The organism is Wolbachia endosymbiont (group B) of Apotomis betuletana (genome assembly GCF_947250475.1).
Lineage (GTDB): Bacteria > Pseudomonadota > Alphaproteobacteria > Rickettsiales > Anaplasmataceae > Wolbachia.
In genome coordinates this window covers 1515001-1535993 of sequence record NZ_OX366320.1, presented here as the reverse complement: position 1 = coordinate 1535993, position 20993 = coordinate 1515001, and the positions used below count along the sequence as shown (strand labels likewise).

At 35.5% G+C, this 20993-nt stretch carries 25 protein-coding genes; 24 read left to right on the top strand and 1 reads right to left on the bottom strand.

Features of this window, described 5'->3' with window-relative positions:
- Positions 1-28: 28 nt before the first annotated feature.
- From OOK82_RS07165 to OOK82_RS07050, 24 genes are all read left to right on the top strand, one after another.
- Positions 29-496, top strand: a complete 468-nt coding sequence (locus OOK82_RS07165) for a crossover junction endodeoxyribonuclease RuvC (protein WP_264704635.1) — start codon at positions 29-31, stop codon at positions 494-496.
- A 102-nt stretch (positions 497-598) separates the two neighbouring features.
- On the top strand, positions 599-1816 hold the full coding sequence (locus tag OOK82_RS07160) for a DNA modification methylase (protein WP_264704634.1): 1218 nt from the start codon (positions 599-601) through the stop codon (positions 1814-1816).
- A 13-nt stretch (positions 1817-1829) separates the two neighbouring features.
- A complete protein-coding gene (locus tag OOK82_RS07155; protein ID WP_264376378.1) occupies positions 1830-2315 on the top strand; it encodes a hypothetical protein in 486 nt (161 codons plus the stop codon).
- 14 nt (positions 2316-2329) lie between these two features.
- On the top strand, positions 2330-3811 hold the full coding sequence (locus tag OOK82_RS07150) for an ankyrin repeat domain-containing protein (protein ID WP_406721605.1): 1482 nt from the start codon (positions 2330-2332) through the stop codon (positions 3809-3811).
- Positions 3808-5634 (top strand): phage terminase large subunit family protein, encoded by a 1827-nt coding sequence (locus tag OOK82_RS07145; protein WP_264704632.1) that lies wholly within the window; start codon positions 3808-3810, stop codon positions 5632-5634. The genes OOK82_RS07150 and OOK82_RS07145 overlap by 4 nt, the downstream gene beginning before the upstream one ends.
- Positions 5627-5851 (top strand): gpW family protein, encoded by a 225-nt coding sequence (locus OOK82_RS07140; protein WP_264704631.1) that lies wholly within the window; start codon positions 5627-5629, stop codon positions 5849-5851. Before OOK82_RS07145 ends, OOK82_RS07140 begins: the two co-directional genes overlap by 8 nt.
- Entirely contained in the window at positions 5848-6561 is a 714-nt protein-coding gene (locus OOK82_RS07135) for a glycoside hydrolase family 25 protein (protein WP_264687114.1), read from the top strand. The genes OOK82_RS07140 and OOK82_RS07135 overlap by 4 nt, the downstream gene beginning before the upstream one ends.
- The gene (locus OOK82_RS07130) at positions 6555-7970 is read left to right on the top strand and encodes a phage portal protein (RefSeq protein ID WP_264704630.1); all 1416 of its coding nucleotides are present in this window, start codon (positions 6555-6557) and stop codon (positions 7968-7970) included. The genes OOK82_RS07135 and OOK82_RS07130 overlap by 7 nt, the downstream gene beginning before the upstream one ends.
- Positions 7970-9013, top strand: a complete 1044-nt coding sequence (locus tag OOK82_RS07125; protein WP_264704664.1) for a S49 family peptidase — start codon at positions 7970-7972, stop codon at positions 9011-9013. Before OOK82_RS07130 ends, OOK82_RS07125 begins: the two co-directional genes overlap by 1 nt.
- A 74-nt stretch (positions 9014-9087) precedes the next feature.
- Positions 9088-9456: a head decoration protein gene (locus OOK82_RS07120; RefSeq protein ID WP_096097249.1), complete on the top strand. Its 369-nt coding sequence runs from the start codon at positions 9088-9090 to the stop codon at positions 9454-9456.
- Positions 9457-9493: 37 nt separating this feature from the next.
- A complete protein-coding gene (locus tag OOK82_RS07115; protein ID WP_264704629.1) occupies positions 9494-10498 on the top strand; it encodes a major capsid protein in 1005 nt (334 codons plus the stop codon).
- Positions 10498-10818 carry a head-tail joining protein gene (locus OOK82_RS07110; protein ID WP_264336602.1) on the top strand — a complete coding sequence of 107 codons (321 nt, stop codon included), beginning with the start codon at positions 10498-10500 and terminating at the stop codon, positions 10816-10818. Before OOK82_RS07115 ends, OOK82_RS07110 begins: the two co-directional genes overlap by 1 nt.
- Positions 10808-11305, top strand: coding sequence for a phage tail protein (locus tag OOK82_RS07105; protein WP_264704628.1), 498 nt, complete (start codon positions 10808-10810; stop codon positions 11303-11305). Before OOK82_RS07110 ends, OOK82_RS07105 begins: the two co-directional genes overlap by 11 nt.
- Positions 11302-11775 carry a hypothetical protein gene (locus OOK82_RS07100; protein ID WP_264704626.1) on the top strand — a complete coding sequence of 158 codons (474 nt, stop codon included), beginning with the start codon at positions 11302-11304 and terminating at the stop codon, positions 11773-11775. The genes OOK82_RS07105 and OOK82_RS07100 overlap by 4 nt, the downstream gene beginning before the upstream one ends.
- Positions 11762-12226, top strand: a complete 465-nt coding sequence (locus tag OOK82_RS07095) for a phage baseplate assembly protein V (protein WP_230609229.1) — start codon at positions 11762-11764, stop codon at positions 12224-12226. Before OOK82_RS07100 ends, OOK82_RS07095 begins: the two co-directional genes overlap by 14 nt.
- The gene (locus OOK82_RS07090) at positions 12223-12477 is read left to right on the top strand and encodes a PAAR domain-containing protein (protein WP_012481797.1); all 255 of its coding nucleotides are present in this window, start codon (positions 12223-12225) and stop codon (positions 12475-12477) included. The genes OOK82_RS07095 and OOK82_RS07090 overlap by 4 nt, the downstream gene beginning before the upstream one ends.
- Before the next feature lie 2 nt (positions 12478-12479).
- On the top strand, positions 12480-12815 hold the full coding sequence (locus OOK82_RS07085) for a GPW/gp25 family protein (protein WP_264704625.1): 336 nt from the start codon (positions 12480-12482) through the stop codon (positions 12813-12815).
- Positions 12816-12817: 2 nt separating this feature from the next.
- Positions 12818-13603, top strand: coding sequence for a baseplate assembly protein (locus OOK82_RS07080; protein ID WP_264704624.1), 786 nt, complete (start codon positions 12818-12820; stop codon positions 13601-13603).
- The gene (locus OOK82_RS07075; RefSeq protein ID WP_264704623.1) at positions 13603-14763 is read left to right on the top strand and encodes a phage tail protein; all 1161 of its coding nucleotides are present in this window, start codon (positions 13603-13605) and stop codon (positions 14761-14763) included. Before OOK82_RS07080 ends, OOK82_RS07075 begins: the two co-directional genes overlap by 1 nt.
- 168 nt (positions 14764-14931) lie before the next feature.
- Entirely contained in the window at positions 14932-15627 is a 696-nt protein-coding gene (locus OOK82_RS07070) for an ankyrin repeat domain-containing protein (RefSeq protein ID WP_264704622.1), read from the top strand.
- A 38-nt stretch (positions 15628-15665) separates the two neighbouring features.
- Entirely contained in the window at positions 15666-16130 is a 465-nt protein-coding gene (locus tag OOK82_RS07065) for an ankyrin repeat domain-containing protein (protein ID WP_264704621.1), read from the top strand.
- A gap of 4 nt (positions 16131-16134) precedes the next feature.
- The gene (locus tag OOK82_RS07060) at positions 16135-16566 is read left to right on the top strand and encodes a DUF2924 domain-containing protein (protein ID WP_264704620.1); all 432 of its coding nucleotides are present in this window, start codon (positions 16135-16137) and stop codon (positions 16564-16566) included.
- 2 nt (positions 16567-16568) lie between these two features.
- The gene (locus tag OOK82_RS07055; RefSeq protein WP_264704619.1) at positions 16569-18056 is read left to right on the top strand and encodes a recombinase family protein; all 1488 of its coding nucleotides are present in this window, start codon (positions 16569-16571) and stop codon (positions 18054-18056) included.
- 131 nt (positions 18057-18187) lie between these two features.
- Positions 18188-18313, top strand: coding sequence for a hypothetical protein (locus tag OOK82_RS07050; RefSeq protein WP_010405125.1), 126 nt, complete (start codon positions 18188-18190; stop codon positions 18311-18313).
- Between the two features lie 147 nt (positions 18314-18460).
- On the opposite strand, the gene OOK82_RS07045 is transcribed toward OOK82_RS07050, so the two are convergent.
- Positions 18461-20419, bottom strand: a complete 1959-nt coding sequence (locus OOK82_RS07045; RefSeq protein WP_264704618.1) for an ankyrin repeat domain-containing protein — start codon at positions 20417-20419, stop codon at positions 18461-18463.
- Positions 20420-20993 lie beyond the last annotated feature (574 nt).

The following is a 20993-nucleotide window of genomic DNA, read 5'->3' as shown; positions in this document are numbered from 1 at the left end:
CACTACAACGTACCTCTAATTTCTAGTAATGTCAATCTTAACACTCGACCTCGGCAAACAAACGGGCTGGGCAATTCTAACAGATGGAATAATTGAAAGTGGAAGCAAAGGCTTTCATGGTAGTCGTTTTAGCGGAGGTGGCATGTGCTTCTTGAATTTTCGTAATTGGCTTAATTCTTTGAAACATGAGTTCACTGCAGTGTATTTTGAAGAAGTGAGAAGACATCTAGGAACTGATGCAGCGCATTGCTACGGTGGTTTTCTTGCCGTTCTATCTGCTTGGTGTGAAGAGAACAATATTCCCTACCAAGGTGTTAATGTTAAAACTATAAAACGCTTTATAGCAGGCAAAGGTAATGCAAGTAAGAGTGAAGTTATTGAAGCGATACGTGAAAAAGGTTTTTCACCTAGAGATGATAATCAAGCAGATGCTTTGGCATTAATGTTCTACGTTATGAATCTTAGTAAAGATTTTAACACATTAAAAATACCGTAAAAGTGGGTCCTTTCGGCCATAATGGCGGGTTTGGTGGGTTCAACCCCAGGCCTTCTCTAGCGTCAGATATATTTTGAATATTAACTTTTTAATTATTAAGATATGAATTTAGCAATCCACTACTATCCTACTCGAAATCTGGTCGAATATGAGCGTAATCCACGTAAAAATGACGATGTAGTCAACAGAATGTGTGCTTCTATTCGAGAATTCGGCTTTCGTATTCCAATAGTTGCAAAAAGCGATGGTACTGTGGTTGATGGTCATTTAAGACTTAAAGCAGCAAGAAAACTCGGTATGGAGAGTATTCCAGTGGTCTTAAGTGATAATTTAAACGAACCACAAACCAAAGCTTTTCGATTACTTGCCAATCAATCAGCTAATTGGGCAAAGTGGGATGATGATCTTTTAAAAGTGGAAATTCAAGAGCTAGAAGATTTGCAGTTTGACCTTAAAATGACAGGATTTGAATTAGAAAAAGTTCAACATTTCCTTGATGATTTAGATAGTGAAAAAGAAGATTTTTCTGACTTAGCTATTGATGACAAAAAGGTAACAAAACCAGGTGATCTTTGGATTTTAGGTGATCATAGAATCTATTGTGGTGATAGCTCTGTAGTTGAATCATATAAAGCGGTATTAGACGATAAAATGGCAGATATTACCGTATGTGATCCTCCATATAACGTTGATTACGGTAGCAGTCAGGAAAGAGAAGATAAAAAAATATTAAATGATAATCAAGGTGAAAAGTATGAGCTTTTTCTCTACGACATCTGTTCCCACATTTTAGCATATACGAAAGGTGCAATTTACATCTGCATATCATCATCAGAGTTTTCAACGTTGCAAAAAGCATTTGAGGAGGCAGGAGGAAAATGGTCAACATTTATCATTTGGGCAAAGAATCACTTTACGCTAGGAAGATCAGATTATCAAAGACAATACGAAGCAATGCTCTATGGATGGAAAAGCGGCAATAAACGTGAGTGGCATGGAGGTAGAAATCAAAGTGATCTGTGGTTTTATGATAAGCCAACGCACAATACACTACATCCAACGATGAAGCCAGTAGAGCTAATGGAGAGAGCAATAGTAAACAGCAGCAGACCAGGAGACATAGTACTTGATCCATTTAGTGGTTCTGGTAGCACACTAATTGCATGTGAAAGAACAGGAAGAATTTGCAGAACAATAGAGCTAGATTCAAAATTTGTAGATGTAACCATAAAACGTTGGCAAATATACACAGGTAGGAAGGCAATTCTTTCTGGTACTGACAAAACTTTTGCACAAATTCAAGAAGAAAAACAGCAATAAAGGGGCAAAAAAAGTGGAAAAGATTACACAAACGGAATGGGCAAAAGAACTAGGAGTTTCAAAGCAATATGTCTGTTATTTAGTAAAAAAAGGAATAGTTGAGTTGGAGGATGGTTTGATCAATAGAGAACAAGCAAATGAAGCAGTAGCGGCAATAAGAGATCCAAGTCAGCCACTGAGGAGGAAAAATCCAGAAAACGAAAATACAAGTAACCTTTCCACGATGTTGCTAAAAACTAGAATAAAAAATGAAATGGAACGAGGTAAACTTCTTGAGGCAAAAGCTAAGGCTGAGATAGGAGAACTTGTCTCAGTAGAAGAAGTAGAAACTGAAGCATTTAATGTAGCAAGAGTTGTCCGTAATAATTTGCTTAATATTCCAAATAGGGTTTCAGCGCTACTTGCATCACTGAGTGATACTGAAAAGATTCATATGGCGCTAACTGAAGAGATTACAAACTCATTACAAGAATTATCTAATACTAAATTTCAAATATAAAAAAGATTTTGAATATAAAATGGCTAAGTTTAGAGTTAATAAAGTGTCTAATCAATCAACCAGGATTAGATGTTAATGTTAGAGGATTAAATGGAAAAACCCCACTACATTGCGCTATAGAATTTGACGAATTAAGTATGGTAGATCTGTTACTCACGAAAAAGAACATTAATCCTTTTATAGAAGATAATGATGGTAAAACATCTCTTGATTACGCCAAAGAAGGGAAAAAAGCAGAAATATTACAAGCGCTAATCAACAATAAATATGGATCAGAGCAAGATAGTTTACTTCATTTAGCTGCAATGATAGGTGAAATTAATGCAGTGAGATATTTGATAGGAAAAGGTATTGACGTTAATGTACGAAATGCTTTGCATCATACGCCATTACATCTAGCAGCAGGGATAGGACATGGAAATGTTGTCAAAATTTTAGTAAAAGAAGGAAAAGCTGAAATAGATGTCTTTGATGCACGAAATCAGACACCAATGCACTATGCAGTTAATAATAAAAAGTTGGAGATAGTAAAGTTACTGCTGAAGCTAGGAGCAGATGTAAATAGCGCACGCATGGGACAAAACTCAATGAAATTGTCGCCTGTTCATATAGCTGTAAGTAATACTAATTACGATGAAAGAGACTTATGTCTTGATATCCTCAAATGCTTAATAAAGGAGCCTAATGCTCAAGTCAATTTGCAAGACTACGAAAATAAAACACCACTACATTACGCTGAAAGACTTAAAACAATAGAAGTTTTACTAACACGAGAAGATATAGATCCATTGGTAAAAGACGATAGCGGCAAGACACCATTTGATTACGCTAAACCTGAGATAAAGAAGGCTTTGATGAGTAATAAATACGGTTCTGAAAAGAATAGTCTACTCCATTTAGCTGCACAAAGAGGAGAAATTGAGCTTGTAGATGCAATCTTAAAGGAAGAAATCGATATTGATATTGTAAATAATAAAGGTTTATCACCGATTTACCTCGCTGCAGAAAAAGGGCATTTACATGTAGTAAAGTTATTGCTGAAAAAAGGAGCAAATTATACACCTGTTTTGCACTTAGCAATCAAATCAAACAATTTAGAGTTACTTAAAGTTTTGTTTACTGAAAAAAATGGGGCATTGCTCTGCAGAGATACCGTTGTTAATTTTCCAACCCTTCATAATAAATATATAGCACAGAGAGAAATAGCAGATAAAAGGACGAAAAAACATAATAATATTATCTGCATCTATACTACAGTCAGCGCAATAGCAGTAGCAGTATATATAGGGTTGATAACAACAACAATAAGCAGTGCAATCATTTTTGCAACAATAACAGGGATATTTGCGCTTGTTATAGCAATAATGATAAGTGAGGTGAGCAAAAGATATATAGAAAACGAATTTCAGAAAAAGATGTTTATGGAATTGGAGGAGTGTAGTTCTACTGTTAATGATGTTGAGATAGAACCAGTTATGAGTAGATGCAGACAATGATATACGCTAGAGCTTTTTCTGAAGGTTTAAGGCCAGATCCGCAGCTTAAAGTATCAGAGTGGGCGAATGAGTATCGAGTTTTAGCAGCAACTGCAGCATCAGAGCCAGGTAAATGGAGAACGGAAAGAACTCCTTATTTAAAAGAAATCATGGATTCACTTTCTCCGTCTTCACCTGCAGAAAAAATAGTATTCATGAAAGGAGCACAGATTGGGGGAACAGAAGCAGGAAATAATTGGATTGGCTATATCATCGATCAAACGCCAGGGCCAATGCTAGTTGTGCAGCCAACAGTTGAAATGGGAAAGCGTTGGTCAAAGGGAAGATTTGCGCCGTTAATAGAGAGTACGCCATGTTTAAAGAGTAAAGTAAAAGACCCAAGATCAAGAGACTCAGGCAATACTGTACAAAGTAAGGAATTTCCAGGTGGAATAGTAGTAATAACCGGAGCAAATAGCAGTGTAGCACTGAGATCTATGCCAGTAAAATATCTCTTTCTTGATGAAATAGATGCCTACCCAGGAGATTCAGGAGGAGAAGGAGATCCAGTACTGCTCAGTATTGCTCGAACTAATACATTTGCAAGGCGAAAGATTTTTTTAGTATCGACACCAACGATTCATGGAATAAGCAGAATTGAGAAAGAATTTGAAGCAACAGATAAGAGATATTTTTTTGTTCCCTGTCCGTATTGTAATTACTATCAAGTTCTAAAATGGTCACAAATAAAATGGGAAGATAAAAATCCAAGTACAGCACACTATATATGTATAGAATGTGGTGAAAAGATAGAAAATCATCAAAAGACAGAGATGCTTGAGCGTGGAGAAAGGAGGCCTACTGATAGAGTAAAAGGTGAGAAAAAAGGATTTCATCTTTCAAGTCTTTATAGTCCAGTTGGCTGGTATAGCTGGACTCAAGCAGTAGAAGATTTTCTCCATGCAAAAGAAAGTGAACAATTACTGAAAGTTTGGATAAATACTACGCTTGGAGAAACCTGGGTAGATAAGGGAGAAGTACCAGACTGGAAGCAATTATTTAACAGGAGAGAATTTTTTCCCGTAGGCACAGTACCAAAAGGTGAAGTGGTTTTGACAGCAGGAGTAGATGTACAAAAAGATCGGTTAGAAGTAGAAGTTGTAGCATGGGGAAAAAGCCGTGAAAATTGGTCAATAGACTACCGAGTATTTGAAGGTGATACTGGAGGAGGAGAAGTATGGGGAAAACTTTCGGAGCTCCTCAATCATCATTTTATCGGTGAAAATGGTCTTGAATACATGATAAGTATGATGGCGGTTGATGCTGGGTATGCGACACAAGAAGTATACAATTGGGTAAGAGGTCATCAAGGATCTGGAAGAGTAATGGCAGTCAAAGGTGTAAACAAAGCGCTAGTACCACTTAGCAGCCCAAGTAGAGTAGATATAACAGTTGGTGGCCAAAAGCTAAAGAGAGGAATAAAGCTATGGCCAGTAGGAGTATCGATATTAAAGTCAGAGCTTTTTCAATTACTTAATGTTTTAAAAGAAGGTGAAGAAGTTCCAGCAGGATATTGTCATTTTCCGGAGTATGCACCTGAATATTTTAAGCAGCTAACGGCAGAGCAATTAGTCAGTAAAGTAGTGAAAGGATATACCAAACAAGAGTGGCAGAAGGTAAGAGAAAGAAATGAAGTACTAGATTGCCGAATTTACGCAAGAGCAGCATCAATAGCACTGGGAATAGACAGATGGCCAGAGAGTAAATGGAATAGTTTGAGTGGAAAAATGGAAAGCAAAAAGCCCAAAAAAGTAAGACAGAGTAAGTGGTTGAAAAATGTATAACGAAGAGTATTTGTCTCAAATTGAACAAGCAATAAAGAAGCTTCAGAGTGGCGAAAGAGTGGTATCAATTGCATATGGTGATCATGTTGTGAGATATGCTGAAGTTCAGATAAATGACCTGCTAAGCTTAAGACAACGTATTAAAGCTGAGCTAAAGATTGCTGGAGTGGAGCCAAAGAGGAAAATTGTTTTTGCTACTAATAAGGGAATTATATGAGAGAATATCAAAATTTTCTGAAACAATTAAAGTATGTAATAGTCAATAGTGGTGTATTAGAAAAAGAAGAGAAATGTAAGAAAATAGCTGATTTATCAAATAAAGTATATGCGAATGCAGTAGTAGACCTATCACATTGGAATGCAGATGTAAATTTTAAGCTAGTCAAAGAAGATGGAATATTGGGTGTAGTACATAAGGCAACTCAAGGATTAAAATTTGTAGATCTAAAGTACGCAGAGAGAAGAAAAGTTGCTGAAGAAGAAGGACTTCTGTATGGTGCATACCATTTTGGAGTAGGAGAAAACGGAAAAGACCAAGCTGAGCATTTTTTAGAGACAGTAGGAGATAGTTCTAAAGTTCTACTTGCTCTAGATATAGAAGAAAACAAAAATGGAGAAAACATAACACCAAAACAGGCGGAAGATTTTGTAACTAGAGTTCAAGAAAGAACTAATCGCTTACCATTGATTTGCGGAGGAGCTTATTTTCTAAAAGATTTTGCTACACCAATTTTAACTAAGTGTCCACTGTGGAAAATAAGATGGTCTAAACTACCAAAAGGATGGAATAAGTGGGTTTTGTGGCAATACACTAATGGTCAAATGGGACCTAAACCGCATTCAGTAAGAGGAATAGGACCATGTGATAGAAGTAAATTTAATGGAACAATAGAAGAATTAAAGAATTTTTGGTTATCAGGATGTTAAAGACCTTAAAACAACTATTTAGTAAGCCAAAAATCAAAAGTTCTGCATGGGATGCGTCAGGCTCAGGAAGAAGAGTGATGTATTGGCAAGGAGAAACAGGAAGCATAAATAATTTACTTTCTCAGAGCCTTGGGCACTTACGTAGCCGCTCTCGGGATATGGTAAGAAAAAATCCATATGCAGCCAATATCATTGATACAATAGTAAGTAACTCTATTGGAACAGGAATAAAACCGCAATCAAAAGCAAGAGATGGAGAATTTCGAAAGAAAGTGCAAGAATTATGGCTAAAATGGACAGATGAAGCAGATAGCTGTGGAATAAGTGATTTTTATGGATTACAAGCTCTAGTATGCAGAAGTATGATAGAGGGAGGAGAATGTTTTGTACGTTTAAGAACGAGAAAGCTGGAAGATAGATTTTCTGTACCACTACAACTGCAAGTACTTGAGTCTGAACATTTAGATAATAAAACAAATCAAACTTTAGGAAATGGTAATGTAATAAGAAACGGGATTGAGTTCAATAGACTTGGGCAAAGAGAGGCATATTACTTATTTAGAGAACATCCAGGAGAAGGCTCATTTGGAGAATCAGTGAGAGTACCAGCAAATGATGTTTTACATATTTATAGACCTTTAAGACCTGGGCAAATCAGAGGGGAGCCTTGGCTTTCTAATATACTGTTAAAGCTCTATGAACTTGATCAATACGATGATGCAGAATTAGTGAGAAAAAAGACAGCAGCAATGTTTGCAGGGTTTATTACAAGACTTGATCCTGAGGCAAATATTTTAGGAGAAGGCGAAGCGAATGAGCAAGGAGTAGCATTATCTGGCCTAGAACCTGGAACAATGCAGCTTTTAGACCCAGGAGAAGATATAAAATTTTCAGAGCCGTCTGATGTTGGAGGAAGTTATGAAGCATTCATGAGACAGCAGCTAAGGGCAATAGCAATAGGCACAGGGATAACATATGAGCAACTAACAGGAGATTTAACGGGCGTTAATTATTCATCAATCAGAGCTGGATTAATAGAGTTTCGTCGTCGATGTGCTATGCTGCAACACAACATTATAGTATTTCAATTTTGCAGACCAGTATGGAGTAGATGGCTAGAATTAGCAGTGCTTTGTGGAGAACTGAGTATAGATGAAAAAGTAGTAAAAGCAGCGAAAGAAGAAGTAAAATGGATACCGCAGGGATTTGATTGGGTGGATCCGCTAAAAGATCAGCAAGCACAGCAAATGGCAGTAAGGAATGGCTTCAAAAGTCGAGCAGAGGTAGTATCAGAAATGGGTTACGATGTAGAAGAAATAGACCAAGAAATAGCAGAAGATCAAAAGCGTGCTAATTCTTTTGGACTTTGTTTCGATTCTGACGTTAACCATAAAAGGGAAGGAAGGTGATGTGGATAAATAAGCCAATAATGGTAGAGAGAAGAAGCTTTGAACTACTATCATTATATAACAGCAAACAACCTATCTTTAAAAACGTAAAACACTATGTAAAGAACAATATAGAAAAGACAGCAATAATACCAATACATGGAATTTTAACCAAAAAACCAGGAGCTTTTGATGATTTTCTAGGCATGACATCGTATGAGAAAATTCAAGAAGAGATAGAGAGTGCTTTAGAAGATAAAAGCATAGAGACGATTCTACTTGACATAGACAGTCCAGGAGGGGAAGTAAACGGTGTCTTTGACCTAGCTGATTTTATTTATGAGTCAAGAGCAAAAAAGAGAATTATTGCAATAGCAAATGATGATGCATATTCTGCTGCGTACGCTATAGCCTCTAGCGCTGAAAAGATTTTTCTCACCCGCACTTCAGGAATTGGGAGTATAGGAGTAATAGCAAGTCATATAGATCAAAGTGGATTTGACGAAAAACAGGGAATAAAATATACCACAATATTTGCTGGTAGTCGGAAGAATGATTTAAATCCGCATGAGCCAATGACGTCTGAAAGTTTAGAAAGCTTACAAAAAGAAGTAGGAAGACTATATGAAATGTTTTTGCAGCTAATAGCAAGAAACAGAGGTCTTTCAATTGAAAAGATTCGATCAACAGAAGCAGGTCTATATTTTGGCGAGAAAGCAGTAGAAATAGGTCTTGCAGATGGAGTTACAACATTTTTTGAATTTATCAATAATCATAAAAGTAGGAGTGTTAGTATGACAACTAATGAGTTAACTGATGAAGGCTACGAAAACTGTCGTAGAGAAATTTTAGAGATAATAAGATTATGTAATATATCAAAGATGCCAGAAAAGATAGGAGAATTTATTGAGCAAGGCGTAAGTATTGAGCAAGCCAGGGAAGTTTTAATGGAGTTACTTGCAGAGCAAACGAAGAAGACAGAAATACTAAGTGCAATACCACAGAATTCAGGAGAAGAGTTGATGATGCAGGTAGCGAAAAGTCGTGCGCAATCAAACATTTAAAGTATGTGTATAACCGCCGTGTATAACAACCACAAATATGGCGGTAAAAAAATAAAAAAAGGAGAAAAGGAAATATGACATGTATAACCGAACAAAATAATCTGGGTGACTTATTAAAGTATGAGGCATCAAGTCTATATTCAAGAGATCAGATAACAGTAGCCAAGGGGGAAAATCTGAAGCTAGGAACAGTTGTTAGTCGTGATAAAGACAACATGATTAGGATAATCAATCCAACTGCCACAGATGGGACACAAACGGCGATAGGAGTGATAGCAAGCGATGTAAACGCAAAGGAAAATAGTAAAGGAGTAATTGTTACTCGTGGTGCAATGCTAGCAGATCATGCAGTTGTATGGCCAGCAAATATCACTGAAGAGCAGAAAGCTGCAGCAATAAAGCAACTTGAAGCACAAGGGATCATTATCCGCAAGGGAGTTTAAAAAACTATTAAAATATATATAAGGGGGAAAAGAAAGAATGCAAAATCCATTTACAAATACAGCATTTAGTATGACGGCACTAACAAATGCGATGAATATATTGCCGATAAATTATGGACGAGTTGAAAATTTAAATTTGTTTCCAAATAGGTCAGTAAGATTTAGACATATTACCATAGAAGAACATAATGGAGTTTTAAGTTTACTACCAACGCAAGTTCCAGGAGCACCAGCAACAGTAGGAAAAAGAGGAAAAAGAAAGGTAAGAACGTTTACGATTCCGCATATTCCACATGATGATGTAGTGTTACCAGAGGAAGTACAAGGAATAAGGGCATTTGGATCAGAGAGTGAACTTAAAGCGCTGGCAGATGTAATAACTGACCATTTACAGCTAATGAGGAACAAACACGCAATAACATTAGAGCATTTACGAATGGGAGCGCTGAAGGGAATTATTCTTGATGCTGACGGGTCAGAATTATTAAATCTGTACAACGAATTTGAAATAACACCAAAAGTAGTAAATTTTGCCCTTGGAACAGCAACAACAGATGTCAAGCGTAAGTGTATGGAAGTACTCCGGCATATAGAAGATAATCTAAGTGGTGAATATATGACAGGAGTACATGCCTTGGTAAGCCCTGAATTTTTTGATGCATTAACTTCGCATAGTAAAGTGAAAGAAGCATATGAAAGATGGCAAGAAGGAGCAGCGCTAAGAAACGATATGAGATCAGGATTTACGTTCTGTGGCATAACATTTGAGGAGTATAGAGGGCAAGCAACTGGCCCTGAAGGAACTGTGAGAAGATTTATTGAGAAAGATACAGGGCACTGTTTTCCACTAGGAACAGCGAGCACATTTACAACATATTTTGCACCAGCAGATTTTAATGAGACAGTAAATACTCTTGGACAGCCACTCTATGGAAAACAAGAACCAAGGAGATTTGATAGAGGAACTGATTTACATACGCAGTCAAACCCTCTGCCAATGTGTCACAGACCTGGGGTATTAATCAAAATTACTGCAAGTTAATGAGTATAGAGAGGTTGTTGGAGGATTGTTTTGAGCATCTAGGAGTGGAAGCCACATATTGTAATAAAAATAAGGAGGGTATTCATAAAATAAAAGTGCTAATGAAACGTCCTGAGACTACGTACTCTTTAGGTACAGATGGAGCATTAACTCAGCAAATTGCTTCTATAGAAATACGTGATCAGGACGTTACTTCCTTTAGCATAGGTGATTATATCAAGATTGAAAAAAGGTTCTACAAGATTTTTGAACCACCATTGAAAGATTCTTCAAGTAAAATATGGAAAATTCAAGCTGTAGGAGAAGGAAGTGTTTCATAATGTAAACCAGGTAATAAGTGATATCAGAGGAAAAGAAGCTCAAATCAAATTAGTAGTAGCAAAAGCACTGAATAAAACAGCAATATGGTTAAAGGGACAAGCAGCTAAGGAAATCAGTGAGGAAAAGAAGATAAAATTAACGGTAATGAGAAAAAGGTTGCGAATCTTTAAAGCGAAAGTAGGTAGGTTAGAGGTTTTAATAAGAGCAAACTTGTATGATGTAAGGGCTTCATCTATTGGCAGTATGAGAGAAACAAAAAGAGGTACGAAAACAGGAAATCATGAGTTTATAGGAGCATTTACTGCAACAATGCCAAGAGGTTATAAAGGAGCTTTTAAACGTGAAGGAAGAGCAGCATTGCCAATAAAGGAAGTTAAATTGCCACTCGAACCTGAGGCTTCAAGGATAATAGGAAATCTTGTTAATTATGAGGTTGAGAAAGTCTTTACAAAGTTTTTTGAACGTGAATTGAGCTATAAAGGATGAATTTGAAAGATTTACATGATAAAATTTGTACCACGCTGAAGAGAGAAATACCAGCAATTCAAACTTGTGAAATTTATCCATCGATAAGAAAAGAATTATTAGCGCCAGCGGTGTTTGTGGAACTAGCAAGTTTAGAACCAGGTAAAGATCCAGGTACTGAACAATTAGCTCTAAAAGCAAGATTTGAAGCTAGAATAGTAGTTGATAGCACAATAGAAAATGCTCCTCTCATTGTCAGATCATTAGCTGCTGAGGTTGCAAGAGTAGTGAACAAGAATACCTGGGAAAAGAATGTATCTCCGGCTGAATTTCTTTCTGCAGAGCCTGATGGATTTAGACCCGAATTAGATGCATATTTGGTGTGGATGGTTGATTGGAGTCATCAGCTTCATTTAGGTAAATCAGTATGGGAAGAAGGAAAAATTAAGCCACATACCATAAACGTAGGAAATATAAATGTTGGATCATAGTTTTGCGATTTCAGAGCTGAATAGGAAGCTAGCAAACATTGTACGAATAGGGCTTGTAAAAGAGGTAGATTATGACAAAGCAAAAGTAAGAGTAAAAATAGGAGAACTTTTAACAGATTATTTACCTTGGATAACGAGCAAAGCAGGAAAAGATAGAGATTGGTCTCCGCCAGATATCGATGAACAAGTAATGGTATTTTCTCCTCTTGGTGAACTATCATTAGGAGTAGTGTTAGCAGGAATATATCAGGAAAAATACCCTGCACCAGAGAATAAAAAAGAAATAAATAGTGTAAAATTTCAAGATGGGACAAGATTATTATATGATAAAGAGAAGCATAATTTAGAGATTGAAGTAGTAGACAAAATAACACTTAAGGCTGGGGGATCAAGTATAGAAATGACAAAAAGTGGAATAAAACTGAAAGCAGAAAGGATCGACTTAAATTGAACAAAGGAATAGTGAGGTTAGGAGACTACTGTGGAGAAGCTATACCACATTTCTGCATTAGTGGGAGTAACAATGTTTTTGTAAACGGTAAGTCAATATGTAGACAAGGAGAAAGTTTTAGTGAAGGAAAAGTAATGATTCAAGGATCAAAAACAGTGTTTGCAAATGGTCTTAGTGTAGGAAGAGTAGGAGATATAGTTTCATGTGGGTTTAAAGTAATAAAAGGCAGTGAAAGCGTTTTTGCAAAATAGAAATGAAGGGTATGGATGCTAAAACAGGAAAAGCGTTAGAAGGAATAGAGCACTTAAAGCAGTCGATAATTGATATACTGACCACTCCTATTAACAGTAGAGTAATGAGAAGAGATTATGGTTCAAGATTATTTGAATTAGTAGATAAGCCAATAAATAGAGATTTAACTTTGGAAATCTATGCAGCAACAGCAGAAGCACTGGGGAAATTTGAGAAGAGATTTAAGTTAGAAAAAGTAAAAGTTGAAGGAGTAAAAGAAGGGAGGGTAACATTGAATTTAGAAGGTGTCTATCTTTCAGAAGGTAAGTTCATAAATATTAATGGAGTAGTTGTTTAAAAATGCAGCAGCCAAATATTATCGAACCACTGAACTTTGAAGAGATTTTTTCTCGGATGAAGGAAGAGTTAGTAAATAGAGATGAAACCTTTTCAGCATTAGTAGAAAGTGATCCAGCGATAAAGATTCTGGAGGTAGCAGCCTGGCGAGAACTTTTGCTCAGACAAAGGATGAACGAAGCAGTAAAGAGTAATTTACTGAAATTTGCAAGGGGAGAAGATCTTGATAATTTGGCTGAATTTTATGGAGTAGAGAGAGAAAAAGAAGAAGATGACGAACGATTTAGAAAGAGGGTAAAAGCAAAAGTAAAAGGCTGGAGCACATGTGGGAGCAAGGAGTATTATAGGTATTATGCACTGTCAGCAGATAGTAGAGTAAAAGATGCACTAGTAGAATCACCTATACCAGGAAAAGTACAAATTTCAATCTTATCAACACAAACTGGCATATTGTCAGAAGAGCTACTTGAAATTGTAAGAAAGCAGGTTACTAGAGATGATATAAGAGTTTTAACAGATACAGTAACAGTGATAGGTTGCAATATTACGGAAATAGATATTCACAGCAGAATGAGTATAAGTCCTATAATATCAAAGGAGGAAATCAAGAAGCAGTTTATTGAGAAGTTTGAAGCAAGTAGAAGGTTGGGATGGAATGTTACAAAATCATGGATAATAGCAAACCTATTTGTAGATGGTGTAGAAAATGTGGAATTGATCGAGCCAAGAGAGGATGTTGTGGTGCTAGGTAACGAATGTGCAAATTTGCGAAATTTAAAGATTGAGTAATGCTATTACCCCCAAACGCAACAAAGCAAGAGCAAGCACTGGTTGATGCAACAGATTATAAGGTTGATCCGAGCTGTATCAGAGGATTTAAGTTTAGTCTTAAAGAAGAAACATTGCCTTGGATAATAGAAGAATATGGTTTAGAAGAAATACTGCGCTGGGTAAAAGATAGAAGAAAAGCCGTAATAGAAGGAGTAAAATTTCAAAGACTGAGAGGAACTCCAGCATCACTAAAAATAGCACTAAAATGGGCAAATATAGAAGATATTACAATTATCGAAGAACCACCTGGAAAACATTTTTTTGAGCTGCAAATTGGAATAAAGGATGTGCCAAATGACTTTTTTGTAGATGCAGTTGTAGAATTGGCAAAGCTGTCATTACCAGCAAGATCGCGACTAATGAGAATTTTTAATGACTATTACAATGCTCAAAGATTCATATTAGACGAAAGTTTTTTCGGAGATCTTCTATCAGACTATTCAGGGGTGAAAGTTGAAAAAGAAGGGCCAATGTTGTCTTTTGGTCGGAAAAATTCATTTAAACTAAAAATAGCAAATGCAACTTTCAATTTTAGTACATTTCGAAATCATTATGAGAGAAGTTTTAGCAATGATTTATATCGCCTAGATGTTGCAATACTTGAAGAAACAGAGCCACATACCAAAAACTACAGTGGAATATATGAACGAAGTCACCTGTGGTATAATGTCAAAGCACTATATCCTCTATCACAGAGCTTATTACCAGAAATAAAGTTTGCCAAAGCACAGATTGTACTGTCAGATAGCTGGAAGTTAGGAGAAATAAATGGGTGCTTTTCAGTAAGTAGCATAGAAGAAGAAGGAAATAAATTTCTATTGGGAAGCGATAAACTTTCAGGGCAATATTGGAATCTAAAACACAAGCCAATTTTAGAAAGATTTAGCATTACCCATGCTTATAAAGCAGAAAACTATACTGATCAAAAGATTACAAAATACGCTTTAGCAGAGCACAATATTCATTTTGAAAGTGAATTAGATTCAGAGCAAAAAGACTCAATACACGAATTAGAAAAGCACATTTTAGTATTTTATCCAGGAGTACTGAAGTGGCACGAACATCGACATTTGCACAGAAGTTGGAAAAATAGTCAAGTAATATCTCTAATAAGTTAAGTACTTATATTTAGATCCTCATATATTATATTAATAACAGGTTAAAGTATATGAAATAAAAAGAAAAAGACTTGCTTTTTCATGCTAAAAAGGACATGACTTGAATAGCAGCAGGTAAATATAAGAAATTTGTCTGGCGCTAGAAAAGCTAATTTTGTGAGGTATGAAATGAGTTTTAGCAAGAGTAAGTTTTTTAAAGAAATATCAAGTAACGATATTAATAAAAGAAATGAAGAAGGAGAGACGATCTTGCATCAAGCAGTAGAAATCTCCGATTACAAAACAGTGAGGTTCTTAATAAAGAAAGGAGCAGAGGTTAATGCAAGAGACAAAAATGGTTATACACCTCTGCACTGTGCAGTATTCGCAAAAAGTTTAGAAAATGTAAAAGTGCTGCTAAGAGAAGGAGCGGAAGTAAATGCCACTCAATATGTCAGTGGATGTACGCCACTCCACTCTGCATGCAAAATAGGAGGAGTTGAAATAATAAAAGAGCTAGTAAAAGCGGGAGCTGAAGTTAATCAACTGAATAAATATGGTGCAACACCAATGTATTACATTTGGGAAAGTGAAAAGTATTCTCTGTGTGATAGCAAAGAAAGTGAAAAGGCAAGTAAATTTTTGAGAGAAAAAGGAGGAATAACAAAAAGTAGAGAACTGACGTGTTATGGAATAGAGGGGCTAGTGGGAGAAATAGCAGACATGTTGAATGGGAGTTATTTACCGGAGCTAAAAATAATAGAGATAGGAGAAATAAGGAAGAAAGATAAGTCACTAATAAAGAAAGAATGTCAAAATTTAGCAAGCAAGATAATGAGCCAAGTGAACGAAATGATAGATGAGGTAGCGAAAAGGAAGGTTTAAAAGAGGGATTTAAATTTAAAGAAAAGGTGAGGTGGATTATGTTAAAGCTTGGCAAATTTAATAAGTCAGCAAAAGAATTATTAGAGAACTCATATGAAAATATTTATGCAAGAGACAGAATAGCTCTGCATTATGCGGTAGACGCAAAAACAGTGAAGTTATTAGTCGAAAAAGGAGCGAATGTGAATGCTAAAGATATAGAAGGACACACAGCACTGCACCTAGCGGTAACGGAGAAACGTCTAGAAATCGTGAGGGAATTGATAAAATCAGGAGCAGACGTAAATGCTGAGGAATATGGAAATAAATGCATACCTCTACACCTTGCGTGCATGGTAGGTGAAAAAGAAATAGTGGAGGAGCTAGTGAAAGCTGGAGGAGAAATAGAGCAAGCGGATAAATTTGGAATGACAGCGATGGATTATGCGAAAAATAGCAAAAAGATAACCGAGGTATTAAAGAAAGAAACAGACAGAATTGAGAAGCTATTTATGAAGGGCTAAAAATATGGAGAAAGAAATAGAAAAGAAAGTAATGAATTTAGAGAAAAAACCTTTGAATGAGCTGAGAAAAATATGGAAGAAGGTATTTGTGGAAGAAGCACCTAGATACTCAAAGAAATATCTGATACCAAGATTAGCTTATAGAATGCAGGAAAAAGCGTATGGAGAAATGTCAAGAAAGGGGACAAAAAGACTAGAGTATCTGGCAGATCGGCTAGAGAAGGGAAAAAGAATAAGTAGCGATAAATTACCAGTAGAAGGAACAGAATTAATACTAGAGAGAGGAGAAGAGACGCATGCGGTAATGGTGACAGATAAGGGTTTAATCTACCGAGAAGAATTTTTCACATCATTATCAGCAGTAGCCGGGAAAATAATGGGAATGAGCTACAACGGACCTTTATTATTCGGTATGCGTGATAAAAATGAAAATTGAAAATGCTAAAAGAAGTAAGGTGTGCGATATATACAAGAAAATCAAATGAGGATGGGCTAGAACAAAAGTTTAACAGTCTTGATGCGCAGCGAGTAGCATGTGAAAAGTACATAAAGAGCAGAGAAGGCTGGGCAGCATTGGCCAAAAGGTATGATGATGGAGGCTATTCAGGAAAAAATTTAGAAAGACCAGCGATAAAGGAATTATTTGAAGATGTTAAAGGAGGAGAAGTAGATTGTGTAGTAGTATATACACTAGATAGGTTATCAAGGGAAACAAAAGACAGCATTGAAGTAACATCATTTTTTAGAAGGCATCGAGTAAATTTTGTAGCAGTAACGCAGATATTTGACAATAATACGCCAATGGGAAAGTTTGTACAAACGGTATTGTCAGGAGCAGCACAACTAGAAAGAGAGATGATAGTAGAGAGAGTAAAAAATAAAATAGCAACATCAAAGGAGCAGGGATTGTGGATGGGGGGAACTTTGCCGCTTGGATATGATGTAAAGGATAAAGAATTAATAATAAATGAGAAAGAAGCAAAGACAGTAAAGCATATATTTGAAAGGTATGTAGAGCTGAAGTCAATGGCAGAATTGGCAAGGGAGCTAAATAGTCAAGGTTACAGAACAAAATCAGATATCTTTAAAAAAGCGACGGTAAGGAGAATAATAACAAATCCAATATATATGGGAAAAATACGGCATTATGAGAAAGAGTATGAAGGAAAACATGAAGCAATAATAGAGGAAGAAAAATGGCAAAAAGCGCAGGAATTGATAAGGAATCAACCATATAGAAAAGCAAGATATGAAGAGGCGCTACTAAAGGGAATAATTAAGTGCAAAAGCTGTGATGTAAATATGACTTTGACGTACTCAAAAAAAGAGAATAAAAGGTACCGATATTATGTGTGCAATAACCATTTAAGGGGAAAAGGTTGTGAATCAGAAAAACGAAATGTAATAGCTGGAGAAGTCGAAAAAGAAGTGATGAAGAAAGCTGAACAGCTATATGAAAATTGGAGAGAAAAGACCGAAGAAAAATGGAAAAATTTAAGTTTTGGAAAGCAGAAAGAAGTAGTGAAAAAGTTAATAAAGGGAGTAATGGTAAAAGAAGATGGAATAGAGGTGAGTTTAGAGGATAAGGTGAAATTTATACCAATAAAAAAGAAAGGAAAGAAATGCACAGTAACTGAGCCAGAAGGCAAAACAAACAATGCACTACTGAAAGCAGTGGTAAGAGCCCATCTGTGGAAACGGCAACTAGAAGAGGGAAAATACGAAAGTGTGAAGGAGCTGAGTGCCAAAATTAATATAGGTACAAGACGTATACAGCAAATTTTAAGGTTAAATTATTTAGCTCCGAAGATTAAGGAAGACATAGTAAATGGGAGACAGCCAAGGGGTTTGAAGTTAGTTGATTTGAGAGAAATACCGATGCTGTGGAGTGAACAATTAGAGAAGTTTTACGGCTCAGCGTCGTAACGTTTATAAAAACAACATGAAAAAACATCGAAAAAAGTATGTGCCAGAAAATTAAAAAAGGTTATTGCAAAAGGAGCTACTACAAAGGGCCACACAAAAAGATGTTGAAATCGATATAGAAGAGCAAATAAATGTTACAAAATCAATTATGTAAAAATATCAATACAAGTGATGAAGATTTTAGCATATTAGGTGCAACAATGGTAGAAAATGATCCAATTTTAGCTGCATATTTTAATAGTAGACCTGGAGTGTAAAAGGCAGCTCAGCCAATTGTATGTCCCATATCCTCATTTTGTAGCCAGCTTAAAAACAATATAAAAGAGTATTCTTAGAAGACATTGGTACAATTTCCTTAATCTATAAATTATAGTAGTTTGTATTTAAATAATAATCTTCAACTTTTATGGCAAACTAGCAATTTTTCCCCTAGAATCAGAAGCCCTTCTTAGCTCTTCACGTCCTACCCATGAATCTTTGTTCTTGTTAGACTCGCTTATTACTTCAGGACGCATTAATCCACCAGATCTAGCAAAAACACCTTGATCTATAGCTTCAATAACCGATAAACCTCCCAATAAGCAATTTTGCCCTATTTCTTCATGACTTGCTATTTCTTCAAATAGATCTTCATCGCTCACTTCTACTCTTATCAATTTTTTATTGTTCTCATCAGGATATAATCTAACTTCTAATTCTCCCAAACTAGTATAGAAAGTTAATACTATACTGCTGCCTTCTGTAAGATCTGTATAATTCCTTATGCCGTTTTCAGTTTTAATTTCTACTTCACTTTTACCGATCTTTACTATATTTCTTCCACAGTTTACCTCTCCATCGGTTAGACCTAAACCCCTTACCCCATCTGTTATCTTTATAATGTCTATTTTACTATCTTTAGAATATTCTAAGTAAAAAACGGAGTTGTCTACTCTTGCATCTTTTAGCTCTCTATTGGTTGCACTTTTTGCGATTTCAATAAACTTATGAGAATTGCTAATATAATCTCTATAAGCTTTTTTTAGGTTAGTTTTATGCTCTTTAAATTCTGATGTCAGTGTGTTAGCATCAACTGTATTACCAAACACTGCCCCTTTTGATACTAATTGACATATTATATTACTAGCAACTTTAGGATTTTTTTCTAATTCACTGATTTTTTTCATCACATAATCGGTAAAAGTGTACTCATTACCTGAAAAGAAATCTTGTGAAAGAGAATAGTTTAATCGTACACCAGACTTTATAGCATCGTTTACAATCTTTTCAAGTTCAGCCATATTTTGAGCTTGAAATACCTTATCAGAAAACCTATTTAACTTCTCCTTTTGATTTGAAGTTAAATTAACGAGTAATTTACTGACCTGTCCTTTCTTTTGCTGACGATAAATAATATTTTTATCATAATCTAATGCTCCTGCTTCTAGAAATATTTTTCTTAACTCTTGAGCAAGATCTTCATTATCCCAAGCAAAACGATCAACATACGAAAACACTTTTGATTCACCCATTCCTTGCCGAATATTTAGCACTACTTTTAGGTCTGAGTCTCTTTTATGCTTACTTAAAAACTCCTTTAAATTTTTAGTGCAGTCTGAATCTAGTACAAGTAAGTCATACAATTCCTTATTCATCTTTTTCTGTTTATCAGTTAAAAATAATTCTTCAATATCATAGCAGAGGTTATTAGTTGCTATTCGTTGTGGAGTTTTGCCCTTTCTACTTGTTATATTAGGGTTAGCTCCTTTCAGGAGAAGAGAGTTTGCATTATCGTAATGACCTTTAGCAGCAGCAAGGTATAGTGGTGTTTTTCCTTTATTATCTTGTATGTTAGGATCTGCGCCTGCTTCTAAGAGTAAATCTATAGCCTGATTTCCTATGCGACGAAATCCACCAATATTTGCTCCTGCAATTGCATGCAATACTGTTGATTGAGATTCTCCTCTTCTTAGGTTAAGAATTACTTTTAAATCTTTATTGTTTCTATTATCATATAAAAATTCTTCAAGGGGCTCAGTATTATCAAATGAACCACAGTTAGAAGCTAAACATTTTAGAGCACTAAGTAACTTTTTGTTTAAATTTTTTTGACTTGGTGTAAGGTCATGATCTAGAGCAAACCAAACACAAATTTGTTCACTTAATCCAAGTTTGCTATCTATCAAAGATAATGGTTCATTATAGTTTCTGACTGATGGTAAGTCTCCTGAGTACCACATATCATTCATCAGCTCATTTAATAAATGCTCTTTAGATAATAGATGTTCTATAATTGATTCATATTCAAAATCAGATGGTTCTGGTTTGGATTTTGGTTTTAGTAGATTGATAATAGATTTTACTATCCCAGTAGACTCACCCATACTTATCCCTCTAAGCTAAGATATATGATATATTGTATGCGATATGTAACATTAAGTCAATAACCATAATCTTTTTACTACTCACGTCGTTAAGCTTTTGTGAAGTTTTTATGGTGAGTAACAATGGAGTATATAGAGAGGTTAAAAGTTGCTTATGACTGCAAATTTGGGCTAATTTTACTATAAATCAACATGGTTAAGACCTATACTTGATATCACTACTATAAGAGCATGATGAATTATACTTTAAAGGAGTACGGAAACTGCTGAAGCTTATACAGTAACCTGCGGAGCCACTTCAGCAGAATAAACAAACATATGCCAGTATTAGTAGAGAATTATTTATAAGTCAACTAACTTTTTCAAAAATATTTTAGCAAGAACATCAGTGTTGTGAAAAAAAGTTCAAAACCTTCCAGCCTTGGTAACTATTTACACAATACATACTTTTAGCTCTTAGCTATCTAAGGAATTCACTGGAGATTGATTACTATAAATGTAATTCATATTATGCTTAGTAATAAATGTATCAGAAAACGAACTTTTAACAGCACTCCATGTACTCGTATCAGGA

Coding starts and splice junctions, on each gene's coding strand:
- OOK82_RS07110 (WP_264336602.1), top strand. CDS start 10,498: ATGAGTATAGAGAGGTTGTTGGAGGATTGTTTTGAGCATCTAGGAGTG.
- OOK82_RS07165 (WP_264704635.1), top strand. CDS start 29: ATGTCAATCTTAACACTCGACCTCGGCAAACAAACGGGCTGGGCAATT.
- OOK82_RS07125 (WP_264704664.1), top strand. CDS start 7,970: ATGTGGATAAATAAGCCAATAATGGTAGAGAGAAGAAGCTTTGAACTA.
- OOK82_RS07145 (WP_264704632.1), top strand. CDS start 3,808: ATGATATACGCTAGAGCTTTTTCTGAAGGTTTAAGGCCAGATCCGCAG.
- OOK82_RS07095 (WP_230609229.1), top strand. CDS start 11,762: ATGTTGGATCATAGTTTTGCGATTTCAGAGCTGAATAGGAAGCTAGCA.
- OOK82_RS07115 (WP_264704629.1), top strand. CDS start 9,494: ATGCAAAATCCATTTACAAATACAGCATTTAGTATGACGGCACTAACA.
- OOK82_RS07135 (WP_264687114.1), top strand. CDS start 5,848: ATGAGAGAATATCAAAATTTTCTGAAACAATTAAAGTATGTAATAGTC.
- OOK82_RS07070 (WP_264704622.1), top strand. CDS start 14,932: ATGAGTTTTAGCAAGAGTAAGTTTTTTAAAGAAATATCAAGTAACGAT.
- OOK82_RS07140 (WP_264704631.1), top strand. CDS start 5,627: ATGTATAACGAAGAGTATTTGTCTCAAATTGAACAAGCAATAAAGAAG.
- OOK82_RS07085 (WP_264704625.1), top strand. CDS start 12,480: ATGAAGGGTATGGATGCTAAAACAGGAAAAGCGTTAGAAGGAATAGAG.
- OOK82_RS07050 (WP_010405125.1), top strand. CDS start 18,188: ATGTTACAAAATCAATTATGTAAAAATATCAATACAAGTGATGAAGAT.
- OOK82_RS07060 (WP_264704620.1), top strand. CDS start 16,135: ATGGAGAAAGAAATAGAAAAGAAAGTAATGAATTTAGAGAAAAAACCT.
- OOK82_RS07065 (WP_264704621.1), top strand. CDS start 15,666: ATGTTAAAGCTTGGCAAATTTAATAAGTCAGCAAAAGAATTATTAGAG.
- OOK82_RS07055 (WP_264704619.1), top strand. CDS start 16,569: ATGCTAAAAGAAGTAAGGTGTGCGATATATACAAGAAAATCAAATGAG.
- OOK82_RS07080 (WP_264704624.1), top strand. CDS start 12,818: ATGCAGCAGCCAAATATTATCGAACCACTGAACTTTGAAGAGATTTTT.
- OOK82_RS07045 (WP_264704618.1), bottom strand. CDS start 20,419: ATGGGTGAGTCTACTGGGATAGTAAAATCTATTATCAATCTACTAAAA.
- OOK82_RS07160 (WP_264704634.1), top strand. CDS start 599: ATGAATTTAGCAATCCACTACTATCCTACTCGAAATCTGGTCGAATAT.
- OOK82_RS07120 (WP_096097249.1), top strand. CDS start 9,088: ATGACATGTATAACCGAACAAAATAATCTGGGTGACTTATTAAAGTAT.
- OOK82_RS07130 (WP_264704630.1), top strand. CDS start 6,555: ATGTTAAAGACCTTAAAACAACTATTTAGTAAGCCAAAAATCAAAAGT.
- OOK82_RS07075 (WP_264704623.1), top strand. CDS start 13,603: ATGCTATTACCCCCAAACGCAACAAAGCAAGAGCAAGCACTGGTTGAT.
- OOK82_RS07100 (WP_264704626.1), top strand. CDS start 11,302: ATGAATTTGAAAGATTTACATGATAAAATTTGTACCACGCTGAAGAGA.